The sequence below is a fragment of the Streptomyces sp. NPDC031426 genome, from assembly GCF_055581585.1.
Map to the genome: position 1 here is coordinate 66438 of NZ_JBVIJE010000006.1, position 12161 is coordinate 78598.

The 12161-nt window shown below is 70.9% G+C and carries 11 protein-coding genes; 3 read left to right on the forward strand and 8 right to left on the reverse strand.

What is annotated here, in order from left to right; all coding sequences use genetic code 11:
- Positions 1-77 precede the first annotated feature (77 nt).
- From ACZ5NH_RS13505 to deoC, 3 genes are read right to left on the reverse strand one after another with little or no spacing between them, the layout of a single operon-like run.
- A complete protein-coding gene (locus tag ACZ5NH_RS13505; RefSeq protein ID WP_468774982.1) occupies positions 78-962 on the reverse strand; it encodes an aldehyde dehydrogenase family protein in 885 nt (294 codons plus the stop codon).
- Positions 955-2385: an aldehyde dehydrogenase family protein gene (locus ACZ5NH_RS13510; protein WP_468774984.1), complete on the reverse strand. Its 1431-nt coding sequence runs from the start codon at positions 2383-2385 to the stop codon at positions 955-957. Before ACZ5NH_RS13510 ends, ACZ5NH_RS13505 begins: the two co-directional genes overlap by 8 nt.
- Positions 2386-2391: 6 nt before the next feature.
- The gene (gene deoC, locus ACZ5NH_RS13515) at positions 2392-3351 is read right to left on the reverse strand and encodes a deoxyribose-phosphate aldolase (protein WP_388621033.1); all 960 of its coding nucleotides are present in this window, start codon (positions 3349-3351) and stop codon (positions 2392-2394) included.
- 135 nt (positions 3352-3486) lie between these two features.
- Here deoC and ACZ5NH_RS13520 point away from each other — a divergent pair, with 135 nt between their 5' ends.
- Positions 3487-4191 (forward strand): PH domain-containing protein, encoded by a 705-nt coding sequence (locus tag ACZ5NH_RS13520; protein ID WP_468774986.1) that lies wholly within the window; start codon positions 3487-3489, stop codon positions 4189-4191.
- A gap of 19 nt (positions 4192-4210) precedes the next feature.
- On the opposite strand, the gene ACZ5NH_RS13525 is transcribed toward ACZ5NH_RS13520, so the two are convergent.
- The 5 genes from ACZ5NH_RS13525 to ACZ5NH_RS13545 form a co-directional block, all read right to left on the reverse strand.
- Complete coding sequence (locus ACZ5NH_RS13525) at positions 4211-4699, reverse strand: hypothetical protein (protein WP_468775462.1); 489 nt, start codon at positions 4697-4699, stop codon at positions 4211-4213.
- Positions 4700-4999: 300 nt separating this feature from the next.
- On the reverse strand, positions 5000-5518 hold the full coding sequence (locus ACZ5NH_RS13530) for a hypothetical protein (RefSeq protein ID WP_468774987.1): 519 nt from the start codon (positions 5516-5518) through the stop codon (positions 5000-5002).
- A 463-nt stretch (positions 5519-5981) separates the two neighbouring features.
- Positions 5982-7613, reverse strand: a complete 1632-nt coding sequence (locus tag ACZ5NH_RS13535; protein ID WP_468774989.1) for a phospho-sugar mutase — start codon at positions 7611-7613, stop codon at positions 5982-5984.
- A gap of 465 nt (positions 7614-8078) precedes the next feature.
- Positions 8079-8903: a purine-nucleoside phosphorylase gene (locus ACZ5NH_RS13540; protein WP_468774991.1), complete on the reverse strand. Its 825-nt coding sequence runs from the start codon at positions 8901-8903 to the stop codon at positions 8079-8081.
- A gap of 131 nt (positions 8904-9034) precedes the next feature.
- Positions 9035-9472, reverse strand: coding sequence for a gamma-glutamylcyclotransferase family protein (locus tag ACZ5NH_RS13545; protein ID WP_468774993.1), 438 nt, complete (start codon positions 9470-9472; stop codon positions 9035-9037).
- A 96-nt stretch (positions 9473-9568) separates the two neighbouring features.
- Here ACZ5NH_RS13545 and ACZ5NH_RS13550 point away from each other — a divergent pair, with 96 nt between their 5' ends.
- Positions 9569-11017 (forward strand): NAD(P)H-quinone dehydrogenase, encoded by a 1449-nt coding sequence (locus ACZ5NH_RS13550; RefSeq protein WP_388620051.1) that lies wholly within the window; start codon positions 9569-9571, stop codon positions 11015-11017.
- A gap of 166 nt (positions 11018-11183) precedes the next feature.
- A complete protein-coding gene (locus ACZ5NH_RS13555) occupies positions 11184-12113 on the forward strand; it encodes a DeoR/GlpR family DNA-binding transcription regulator (RefSeq protein WP_388620054.1) in 930 nt (309 codons plus the stop codon).
- Positions 12114-12161 lie beyond the last annotated feature (48 nt).

Sequence of the window (12161 nt, forward strand, 5' to 3'; positions counted from 1 at the left end):
GGCGCGGGGAACTGCGCGACCGGCCACGTACGAACCCGCACCCGGCGGACGACAGCAGTTCCCCGCCCGAAACCCCGTCAGTAGGAAGACCCCGACGCGCCCAACGACCCCGTCGGATGCCACACCGTCTTCGTCTCCAGGAACGCCGTCATCCGCTCGATGCCCGGCGTCTCGAAGTAATCCACAGCCTGTGGACGAAGAACCCGCTTCAGATTGTCGGCCGCGGCGATCTCCAGCTCCTTGGCCAGTACCTCATCCGCGCCGGCGAGGTCGATCGCGTTGACGTCCTGGTGCGCGGCCAGCGGGGCCGCGATCTCCGCCGTACGGCCGGACAGGACGTTGACGACACCGCCGGGGACGTCGGAGGTGGCCAGGACCTCGCCCAGGGAGAGGGCGGGCAGCGGAGCCTTCTCGCTGGCGACCACGACCGCCGTGTTGCCGGTGGCGATCACGGGCGCGAGCACCGAGACCAGGCCCAGGAACGACGACTCCTGCGGGGCCAGTACGGCCACCACGCCGGTCGGCTCCGGCGAGGAGAGGTTGAAGAACGGCCCGGCGACGGGGTTCGCGCCGCCGATCACCTGGGCGATCTTGTCGGTCCAGCCCGCGTACCAGACCCAGCGGTCGATGGTCGCGTCGACGACACCCGCCGCCTTGGACTTGGACAGGCCCTCCGCGTCGGCCACCTCGCGCACGAACTGCTCGCGGCGGCCCTCCAGCATCTCCGCGACGCGGTAGAGGATCTGGCCGCGGTTGTACGCCGTCGCGCCGGACCAGCCGCCGAACGCCTTGCGCGCGGCGACCACCGCGTCCCGGGCGTCCTTACGGCTCGACTGCGGTGCGTTGGCCAGCCAGTTGCCCTTCGAGTCCGTCACCTCGTACACCCGGCCGCTCTCGGAACGCGGGAACTTCCCGCCGACGTACAGCTTGTAGGTCTTGAAGACAGACAGGCGATCAGACATCGAGGTATGCCTCCAGGCCGTGGCGGCCGCCCTCGCGGCCGAAGCCCGACTCCTTGTAACCGCCGAACGGCGAGGTCGGGTCGAACTTGTTGAACGTGTTGGACCAGACGACGCCCGCGCGGAGCTTGTTCGCGACCGCCAGGATGCGCGAGCCCTTCTCGGTCCAGATGCCCGCCGACAGGCCGTACTGCGTGTTGTTCGCCTTGGCGACCGCCTCGTCGGGGGTGCGGAAGGTGAGGACCGACAGCACCGGGCCGAAGATCTCGTCGCGGGCGATGGTGTGCGCCTGGGTGACGTTCGTGAAGAGCGTCGGGGCGAACCAGTAGCCGGAGGTCGGCAGTTCGCAGGCCGGGGACCAGCGCTCGGCGCCCTCCGCCTCGCCCTGCTCGGCCAGCGCGGTGATCCGGGCCAGCTGCTCGGCGGAGTTGATCGCGCCGATGTCGGTGTTCTTGTCCAGCGGGTCGCCGAGGCGCAGGGTGGACAGGCGGCGCTTGAGGGAGTCCAGCAGCTCGTCCTGGATCGACTCCTGGACGAGGAGGCGGGAGCCCGCGCAGCAGACCTGGCCCTGGTTGAAGAAGATGCCGGTGACGATGCCCTCGACGGCCTGGTCGATCGGGGCGTCGTCGAAGACGATGTTGGCGCCCTTGCCGCCCAGTTCGAGGGTGAGCTTCTTCCGCGTGCCCGCGACCGTGCGGGCGATCTCCTTGCCGACGGCCGTGGAGCCGGTGAAGGCGACCTTGTTCACGTCCGGGTGCGCGACCAGCGCGGCGCCCGCGTCGCCGTAGCCCGGGAGGATGTTGACGACGCCCTTGGGCAGGCCGGCCTGGCGGCAGATGTCCGCGAAGAACAGCGCCGACAGCGGAGTGGTCTCCGCCGGCTTCAGGACGACCGTGTTGCCGGTCGCCAGCGCCGGGGCGATCTTCCACGCCAGCATCAGCAGCGGGAAGTTCCAGGGGATGACCTGGCCGGCGATGCCCAGCGGCTGCGGGTTCGCACCGAAGCCGGCGTGGTCGAGCTTGTCGGCCCAGCCGGCGTAGTAGAAGAAGTGCGCGGCGACCAGGGGGAGGTCCGCGTCGCGGGTCTCCTTGATCGGCTTGCCGTTGTCCAGCGTCTCCAGGACGGCCAGCTCACGGCTGCGCTCCTGGATGATCCGGGCGATGCGGAACAGGTACTTGGCGCGCTCGGAGCCGGGCAGCGCCGACCACTTCTCGAAGGCCTTGCGGGCGGCCTTGACGGCCCGGTCGACGTCCTCGGCACCGGCCTGAGCGACCTCCGAGAGCACCTCTTCGGTGCTGGGGCTGACCGTCTTGAAGACCTTGCCGTCGGCCGCCTCGGTGAACTCGCCGTCGATGAACAGGCCGTAGGAGGGGGCGATGTCGACGACCGAGCGGGACTCGGGCGCCGGTGCGTACTCGAAAACCATGATCGATCAGTCCACCGTCACGTAGTCGGGGCCGGAGTAGCGGCCGGTGGCCAGCTTCTGGCGCTGCATCAGCAGGTCGTTCAGCAGCGAGGAGGCGCCGAAGCGGAACCAGTGGTTGTCCAGCCAGTCCTCGCCCGCGGTCTCGTTGACCAGGACCAGGAACTTGATCGCGTCCTTGCTGGTGCGGATGCCGCCGGCCGGCTTCACACCGACCTGGACGCCGGTCTGGGCGCGGAAGTCCCGTACGGCCTCCAGCATGAGGAGGGTGTTGGCGGGGGTCGCGTTCACCGCCACCTTGCCGGTCGAGGTCTTGATGAAGTCGGCGCCGGCGAGCATGCCGAGCCAGGAGGCGCGGCGGATGTTGTCGTACGTCGACAGCTCGCCGGTCTCGAAGATGACCTTCAGCCGGGCGCTGTCGCCGCAGGCCTGCTTCACGGCGACGATCTCGTCGTACACCTTCAGGTACTTGCCGGCGAGGAACGCGCCCCGGTCGATGACCATGTCGATCTCGTCGGCGCCGGCGGCGACGGCGTCCCGCACGTCGGCCAGCTTCACGTCGAGGGCGGCACGGCCGGCCGGGAAGGCGGTGGCGACCGAGGCGACCTTGACGCCGGAACCGGCGACGGCCTCCTTGGCGACGGCCACCATGTCGGGGTAGACGCAGACCGCGGCCGTGGTCGGGGTCGTACGGTCCGTGGGGTCGGGGTGGACCGCCTTGGCGCCGAGCGCCCGGACCTTGCCCGGGGTGTCCGCGCCTTCCAGCGTCGTCAGGTCGACCATCGAGATGGCGAGGTCGATGGCGTACGCCTTCGCGGTGGTCTTGATGGAACGGGTGCCGAGAGACGCGGCGCGCGCCTCCAGGCCGACCGCGTCGACGCCGGGCAGCCCGTGCAGGAAGCGGCGCAGCGTGCTGTCGGACGCGGTGACGTCCGAGAGAGCGTGAGCTGTGGGTGCGGTAGTGGGCATGGTCACCAGACGAGCATATCTACGCGCGTAGCGGCTGTACAGCCCTCCCGCTCGTCTCCCCTGCGGAGATCACAGCTGAGCGCCGGTTCCGGGGCGCGTGGGGGCACCGCAGCCAGTGTCATGCAGACTGGCCCCATGACCACGCCCGACCACCAGTCATCCGCGTCACAGCCTCCGGTCTCCACCGCCAAGGACCGGGTCTACCGCTCGCCCATGGCGCTCGTGGGCGGCGTACTGCTGCTCGTCGTCATCGGCTGGCTCGGCTTCGACGCGCTGTTCCGGGGCCATGGCCGTGCGCCGTGGCTGGCGCTCGCCGGGATGATCCTGATCGTGCCGCTGGTGATCGCCTTCACGCTCCGCCCGGCGGTCTTCGCGGGCGAGGACCGGCTGCGGGTGCGCAACCCGTTCCGGGTGGTCGGCCTGCCCTGGGGCGAGGTCGCCTCGCTGCGCTCCGGCTTCTCCAACGAGGTCGTCGCGAAGTCCGGCGCCAAGTTCCAGCTGTGGTCGATTCCGGTGTCGCTGCGGGCCCGCAAGAAGGCGGAGGTGCGCAAGTCACGGGCGGCGGCGGACGCGGCGCGCGGCGGGGGGCCGGCGCGCCGCAACCCCGGCTTCGGCGGCATGGGCGGCTTCGGCGGCTTCGGCGGCGGTGGCGCCGGCGGCGTGTCCGGGCCGACCCGTGCGGAGACCGACCAGGTCATGGACGAACTGCGGGACCTGCTGGAGCGGCGCGGCGAGGCGGAGCCGGCGCAGGGGGAGGTCACCGTGCGCTGGGCGTACGAGGTGATCGCGCCCGCGCTGGCCGGTGCGGTGCTGCTGCTGATCCTGCTGGCCACGGGGTGAGGTCCACGGCGGGCGGGCGTCAGCCGGAAGTCACCGAGCCGCAGCGTTGGCTGTGAAACATGCGTGAGCCCCCGCCGCCGTTCCTCCTGGAGGGATGAAACCTGCGGCTGAAGTCCATGGGGATGTCCAGCGCGAAGAAGTTCTTCCCGGTCCCCGTCCGCGCGCGCAGGCGGATCCGGTGCTCGGCCACCGGCACGGTCTCGGGAAGCCGCAGGATCCACGCCTGCTTCCACGGCCCGGCGGGAGGCCTGGGGTCACCCGGCAGTCCCGCGCCCATGTGAGCCAGCAGGTCGGGCAGCCGGTACCAGCGGTCCAGCATCTTCACCGGACCGAACTTCATGATCACATTGCAGCTGACCCGGGTCAGGTCGACGGTCTCCTTGAGGTGGCCGGCCAGCTCGCAGCGGACCTGGTGCCCGAGCCACGGCAGCGCGGGGGTCAGCGTGATGGAGACGAGGTCCAGGACATAGGTGTCGTCGCTGATGTCCTCCACCAGGCCCACACTCATCTCACTCACCCCGCAGTGCGTCTTACGCCGCTTCCTCACCCGTTCGGCGGTGGGAAACGATGGGAAGGAAGCCGACGGCCCTCGCGTCGGGACCGGCGCCGACGGAGGGCGCTCGGGCGGGCAGCACCGGGCGGTGCGGCCGTGGATGAGAGGACGGCCGCCCGGAGACCCGGCGTACGGCGCCCGGTGTCCGGTCCTGGCGGGATGCGCCCGGCGTGTCGCCCGTCCGACAATGGTCAGAGCGGGTGCTCCGGCCCGATTCCGGCGGGCCGGAGCACCACCTGCGCACTTCGCCGCGGACTAGTCCCAGTCCTCGTCGAAGTGCCGGACCACGCGGAAGCTGGCCACCACGCCGTCCTTGATGTTGATGCCGTGGATGTGCCCGACGCGCACACCGTCCGCGGAGCTGCGGGGCCCGACAGTGGCGACGGGAGCGCCGTTGTCGCAGACCACCCCGCGGAAGACCTCGACGGTCTTACGGCTGTCGTTGCGGATGTTCAGGGTCCTCGCGCCCAGGCCGCTGATCACGGTGATGCAGTCGCCGGGGTGGGCGGAGTAGGAGCGCTCGTTGATCTCGATCCGGCCCCAGTCCTCGGGACCCCAGTCCTCGCGGCCCCTGCCTCTGTTTCCGCCTTCGTTGCCCTTGCCCTGTCCGGCTTCGCCGCCGAACGGAGCCGTGTCGGGAGCGGCCGGGATGGACTGGGGAGCCGGGGTCGACTGAGGGGCGGAGGCCGCCGAGGCGTAGGTGATACCGGTCGCGGCCAGGGCAGACGCGGCCGCGATACCAGCGGTGACGACGGTGGAACGGGGGAGCTTCATATCGCTTCTCCTGTCTCCGGTTTCAGAGATACCGGCCCGTCAGCCGGCTCAGGAGTAAAAGTACCCACACCGGTCATACCGGTCATATAAGACAACAGGAACGGGGGGCCGATCGGGGTATTTCTGTCGCCTTGCGCCGCTCGCCGGAGGTTGCCGACTGCCTGTCAAGTGCACGTTATTAAAAGCAGATTGACCGACTATTAGGCCTTCTGAGGCACCTCCTGACGCTTGCTCACTTCCGTCGTGTCGCGGCGTGTCGCGGTGTGCCGCAGCGTGTCGCTACGGGCGGCGGAGGCGAGTCGTGTTAAGGGGCGCTGCCTCGGTGTCGTCGGCCCCGAGGGCGCGACCGCGAGGCGAGGAGCGAACAGCGGCTGCATTCCCGGCAGTTGGCGAAGGTCGCTGGTCCGGGGATGACGAAATGGGGGTGCCCTGGGCCGGGGCACCCCCATCGGTGTCGTACGGGTCAGATGCCGGCGGCCGCCGACAGGTCCCGCTTGATCGCGGTGAGGAGGTCCGTCGCGCGGGCGCGGGCGGCCGGCAGGGCCGCGTGGTCCGCGACCGGTACGACGACCTCCAGGTAGCACTTCAGCTTCGGCTCGGTCCCGCTCGGGCGGACGATCACGCGGGCGCCGTCGAGCGTGTAGCGCAGGCCGTCCGTGGGGGGGAGCTTGGCGCTGCCCCGGGTCAGATCCTCGGCGTCGGTGACGGCCAGGCCCGCCAGCTCGGTCGGCGGCTGCTCGCGCAGGCGGCGCATCGCGTCGGCGATCAGCGAGAGGTCCTGCACGCGGACCGACAGCTGGTCGGTGGCGTGCAGACCGTGCTCCACGGCGAGGTCGTCGAGGAGGTCGAGGAGGGTACGGCCCTCCTCCTTGAGCTGCGAGGCCAGCTCGGTGATCAGCAGCGCGGCCGTGATGCCGTCCTTGTCGCGCACGCCCTCGGGGTCCACGCAGTAGCCGAGGGCCTCCTCGTAGCCGTAACGCAGGCCGTCCACGCGGGCGATCCACTTGAAGCCGGTCAGGGTCTCCTCGTAGGGGAGGCCGGCCTTCTCGGCGATCCGGCCGAGGAGGGAGGAGGAGACGATCGACTCGGCGAACACGCCGCTCGCGCCCCGGCGGACCAGGTGGGCGCCGAGCAGGGCGCCGACCTCGTCGCCGCGCAGCATCCGCCAGTCCTCGCCCTCCTTGACGGCCACCGCGCAGCGGTCGGCGTCGGGGTCGTTGGCGATGACCAGGTCCGGGTCGGCCGTACGGGCCTGCGCGAACGCCAGGTCCATCGCGCCCGGCTCCTCCGGGTTGGGGAAGGCGACCGTGGGGAAGTCCGGGTCGGGGTCGGCCTGCTCGGCGACCAGCACCGGCTCCGGGAAGCCGGCCCGGGCGAAGGCGGCGAGGAGGACGTCCTTGCCGACGCCGTGCATCGCCGTGTAGACCGTGCGGGCGATGCGGGGGGAGCCCTCGGCGAGGACGGCGTCCGTACGGGTCAGATAGGCGTCCAGGACCGCGTCGTCCAGGGTCTCCCAGCCGGCGTCCGGGCGCGGTACGTCGTTCAGGGAGGCGATCGCGTCGATCTCCGCGGCGATTTCCGCGTCGGCGGGCGGCACGATCTGGGAGCCGTCGCCGAGGTAGACCTTGTAGCCGTTGTCCCGGGGCGGGTTGTGGCTGGCGGTGACCTCCACGCCCGCGACCGCGCCGAGGTGCCGTATGGCGTACGCCAGGACCGGGGTGGGCAGCGGGCGGGGGAGTACGGCGGCGCGCAGGCCGGCGCCGGTCATCACGGCGGCGGTGTCACGGGCGAAGTCGGCGGACTTGTGGCGGGCGTCGTAGCCGATGACGACGAGTCCACCGGGGTGGCCGTTCTTCTTCAGGTACGCGGCGAGGCCGGCCGCCGCCCTGATCACGACGCTGCGGTTCATGCGCATCGGGCCGGCGCCGAGTTCACCGCGGAGACCTGCGGTGCCGAACTGGAGGGTGCCGCTGAAACGGGCCGACAGTTCGTCGATGTCACCGGCCTCGATCAGCTTGGCGAGTTCGGCGCGGGTCTCCTGGTCGGGGTCCTCGGCGAGCCATGCGTGGGCCTTGGCCATCAGTTCGTCGTGCACCTTGGGATCAACCTCTCCTAGTCTTCGCTGGGGGCTCCGCCCCCAGACCCCCGTTTCCCACCCGCCCACCCCACTCGGTCGGCTGGAAAGTCAACGAGCGGCACCGCCCCACCGGGCCCGCCGCCTGGCCGGGTGCTCGTAGTCCCGTGAGTCGCTGAGCCCGCCACTCGGCGGTGTGCTCAGCGACTCGCGAGACCCAGGCCCGACGCCCGTTGGTGCGCTCGCAGCGCCGAGAGTCCCCGAGCCACCGTTCGGCCGTGCACTCGCAGTCTCCATGAGTCCGCGATGGCTCCGCCGTTGCCGCCGTAGCCCCGCGAGTCCCCGGTCGCCCCACCACTTCCGCCGCAGCCCGCGAGCCCCGGTGGCGCCGCCGTAGCCGCCGTAGCCCCGCGAGTCCCCGGTGGCCCCGGCGTTGCCGCCAATGCCGCCGTACCCCCGTGAGAGGCCGACGGCATGTCGTCTGTCTTACAGCTTCCCCAGGACCTGGCCCAGCAGCGCGCCCATCCGGGCGGCCGAGTCGCGGCCTGCCTGGAGGACCTCCTCGTGGTTGAGGGGCTCGCCGGTCATGCCGGCCGCCAGGTTGGTGACCAGGGAGATGCCCAGCACCTCGGCACCCGCCTCGCGGGCGGCGATGGCCTCCAGGACGGTGGACATGCCGACCAGGTCCGCGCCGATGACGCGGGCCATACGGATCTCGGCCGGGGTCTCGTAGTGCGGGCCGGGGAACTGCGCGTAGACGCCCTCCTCCAGGGAGGGGTCGATCTCCTTGCACAGGGCGCGCAGGCGGGGCGAGTAGAGGTCCGTCAGGTCGACGAAGTTGGCGCCGACGATCGGGGACGTCGCCGTCAGGTTGATGTGGTCGCTGATCAGGACCGGCTGGCCGGGGCGCATGCCCTCGCGCAGGCCGCCGCAGCCGTTGGTCAGGACGATCGTCTTGCAGCCGGAGGCCACGGCCGTGCGGACGCCGTGGGCGACGGCGGCGACGCCACGGCCCTCGTAGTAGTGCGTGCGGCCCAGGAAGACCAGCGCGCGCTTGTCACCGAAGGAGTACGAGCGGATCTTGCCGCCGTGCCCCTCCACGGCCGGCGGCGGGAAGCCGGGCAGCTCGGTGACCTGGAACTCGGCGTCGGGTGCGCCCAGGGCGTCGACGGCCGGAGCCCAGCCGGAGCCCATCACGAGGGCGACGTCGTGGGTCTCGGCGCCGGTGAGTTCGCGCAGGCGCGCGGCGGCGGCGTCGGCGGCGGCGTACGGGTCGCCCTGGATGTCGTCCGGAAGAAGAGATGCGTTCACGTGGTCGAGGGTAGCCGGTGTTCGCCTACGCGCGTAGATGACAGACGTCACGGGATTGCTTTCGTTGTCTTGTTGTTTCCGACGAGGCCGTGACGAAATGGGTCTGTGCGTCTTCTGTGAGCCGCCGGTGCTCAGCAGGGGCGCTTGCGCAGCTCCATCACATAGTCGTGCGGCGCCCCGGCCGACTCCGCCGCGTCGGCGATCTCGCCCAGGTAGCGGGCCGAGGGCAGGCCGCCCTCGTAACCGTTCAGGACGTACGTCCACGCGGCCTCCTCGCCGTCGAGGGTGTGCACACGCACGCGTACCCGGCGATAGAGATCGAGTCCCACGCCCTCCCACCGATCGAGGGACTCCTCGTCCAGGGGTGCGATGTCATACAGGCCGACGAAGACCTGCGCGAGCGGATCCTCGACGATCGTCGCCAGCGCGCCCTCCCAGCCGAGCTGCTCGCCGCCGAACGTCAGCCGCCAGCCGTTCAGCCAGCCCGTGGCGCGCAGCGGGGAGTGCGGGGCGCGGTCCGACATCAGGCGCGCGTCGAGGTTGCCGGCGTACGCGGCATAGAGCGACATGGGGAGAGGGTACGGCAGGGGGAACGCGAGTCACTCGAGTCCCAGGAAGAGCTTCCGTGCGCCCCCGGGCAGTAGCACCTTGAAGCGTGCGGGACAATGGAGTACGTGACTCGGATCGTGATCATCGGTGGCGGACCCGGCGGATACGAAGCGGCCCTGGTGGCCGCCCAGCTCGGTGCGGAGGTGACCGTCGTCGACTGCGACGGTCTGGGCGGAGCGTCGGTGCTGACCGACTGCGTGCCGTCGAAGACGCTCATCGCTACGGCCGAGGTGATGACCACCTTCGACTCGTCGTACGAGGAGCTCGGGATCATCGTCGCCGACGACACCCCGCCGCTGGAGCAGGCGGCCCGGGTGGTCGGGGTGGACCTCGGGAAGGTCAACCGGCGCGTGAAGCGGCTCGCGCTCGCGCAGTCGCACGACATCACCGCCTCCGTCACCCGCGCCGGCGCCCGGGTCATGCGCGGGCGCGGCCGGCTGGACGGCATGCAGGCCCTCGACGGGTCCCGGAAGGTCGTCGTCACCGCCGCCGACGGCACCGAGGAGACCCTCACCGCAGACGCCGTCCTCATCGCCACCGGCGGTCACCCGCGCGAGCTGCCCGACGCCCAGCCCGACGGCGAGCGCATCCTGAACTGGACCCAGGTCTACGACCTCACCGAGCTGCCGGAAGAGCTGATCGTGGTCGGCTCCGGTGTAACCGGTGCCGAGTTCGCCGGTGCGTATCAGGCGCTGGGGTCCAAGGTCACGCTCGTCTCCTCCCGGGACCGGGTCCTCCCCGGTGAGGACCCGGACGCCGCCGCCGTGCTGGAGGACGTCTTCCGGCGCCGTGGCATGAACGTCATGGCCCGTTCCCGTGCCGCCTCCGCCAAGCGGGTCGGGGACCGGGTGGAGGTGACGCTGGCCGACGGGCGCGTCATCAGCGGTACGCACTGTCTGATGGCCGTCGGCGCCATCCCGAACAGCGCGGGGCTCGGCCTGGAGGAGGCCGGCGTCAAGCTGCGCGACTCGGGGCACATCTGGACCGACAAGGTGTCCAGGACGACCGCTCCGGGCGTCTACGCGGCCGGTGACGTGACCGGTGTCTTCGCCCTCGCGTCCGTCGCCGCCATGCAGGGACGTATCGCCATGTACCACTTCCTCGGCGACGCGGTGGCCCCGCTGAACCTGAAGACCGTCTCCTCGAACGTCTTCACCGACCCCGAGATCGCGACCGTCGGCTACACGCAGGCGGACGTGGACGCGGGCAAGATCGACGCACGGGTCGTCAAACTGCCCCTCCTGCGCAACCCGCGCGCCAAGATGCAGGGCATCCGCGACGGCTTCGTGAAGATCTTCTGCCGTCCGGGCACGGGGATCGTCGTCGGCGGTGTGGTCGTGGCGCCGCGGGCCTCGGAACTGATCCACCCGATCTCGATCGCCGTCGACAACAATCTGACAGTCGAACAGATCGCGAACGCCTTCACCGTGTACCCCTCCCTTTCGGGGTCGATCGCGGAGGTCGCCCGGCAGCTGCACACCCGCAAGGCCGGCGCGGAGGCCTGACGGCCGGATCCGACTATCCGCTGGTCACGGGGAGTTGCCGCGTTTGCGTACGGCATAGTCAGGGCGGGTAGGTCCTATACCACTTCCCGCCCTGCCATGCGAACAACTTCGTTTATTCGGCGCAAACTGCTGAAAGCAGACGGTCGCTGGGGTTACTGTCAGTTTCGTGTTCGCTGCTGAACGTCGCCAATTGATCCTCGAAATGGTGCGAGCGAACGGTGCCGTGTCGCTCCGTGAGCTCGCCCGCGTCGTCCAGACCTCCGAAGTGACCGTACGGCGGGACGTGCGGGCACTGGAGGCAGAAGGACTCCTCGACCGCCGGCACGGCGGTGCGGTACTGCCGGGCGGGTTCACGCGAGAATCCGGCTTTCCGCAGAAATCCCATCTCGCGACCGCCGAGAAGACAGCCATCGCCGACCTCGCGGCGGGCCTCGTCGAAGAGGGCGAGGCCATCGTGGTCGGGGCCGGTACGACCACACAGGAGCTGGCCCGCCGGCTCGCCAGGGTGCCCGGGCTGACCGTCGTCACCAACTCGTTGCTGGTGGCCCAGGCGCTGGCCCACGCCAACCGGGTGGAGGTCGTGATGACCGGCGGCACCCTGCGCGGCTCCAACTACGCCCTCGTCGGCTCCGGAGCCGAGCAGTCCCTGCAGGGGCTGCGGGTGTCCAAGGCCTTCCTGTCGGGGAGCGGGCTCACCGCCGAGCGCGGTCTGTCCACGTCCAACATGCTCTCGGCGTCCGTCGACCGGGCGCTCGTCCAGGCCGCCGCGGAGGTCGTGGTCCTCGCCGACCACACCAAGCTCGGCACGGACACGATGTTCCAGACCGTGCCGACGGATCTCATCACGCGCCTGGTCACCGACGAGCCGCCGATCCACGACGACCGCGCCGCCACCGAATTGCAGGCGCTCGCCGACCAGGGGGTGCAGATCGCCGTGGCCGGGGCTAACGGAGCCCCTCCGGGGGGTGAGCAGGCCCCGGCGCGGCGAGCCCCACTGCCGGGGCCGCGCAGGGGCATGGCGCTCCGCTCGGGGGCGGGGTACGGGGAGACCGCGGGTCCTGAGCGGGGGCGCGTCGCTGATCTGCGACGGCGCTAGGCTGTCAGGCTCGGTGGGGGTCCGTGCCCGACACGGACCGCGCCGCCA

Coding starts and splice junctions, on each gene's coding strand:
- ACZ5NH_RS13505 (WP_468774982.1), bottom strand. CDS start 962: ATGTCTGATCGCCTGTCTGTCTTCAAGACCTACAAGCTGTACGTCGGC.
- ACZ5NH_RS13510 (WP_468774984.1), bottom strand. CDS start 2,385: ATGGTTTTCGAGTACGCACCGGCGCCCGAGTCCCGCTCGGTCGTCGAC.
- deoC (WP_388621033.1), bottom strand. CDS start 3,351: ATGCCCACTACCGCACCCACAGCTCACGCTCTCTCGGACGTCACCGCG.
- ACZ5NH_RS13520 (WP_468774986.1), top strand. CDS start 3,487: ATGACCACGCCCGACCACCAGTCATCCGCGTCACAGCCTCCGGTCTCC.
- ACZ5NH_RS13525 (WP_468775462.1), bottom strand. CDS start 4,699: ATGAGTGTGGGCCTGGTGGAGGACATCAGCGACGACACCTATGTCCTG.
- ACZ5NH_RS13530 (WP_468774987.1), bottom strand. CDS start 5,518: ATGAAGCTCCCCCGTTCCACCGTCGTCACCGCTGGTATCGCGGCCGCG.
- ACZ5NH_RS13545 (WP_468774993.1), bottom strand. CDS start 9,472: ATGTCGCTCTATGCCGCGTACGCCGGCAACCTCGACGCGCGCCTGATG.
- ACZ5NH_RS13550 (WP_388620051.1), top strand. CDS start 9,569: ATGGAGTACGTGACTCGGATCGTGATCATCGGTGGCGGACCCGGCGGA.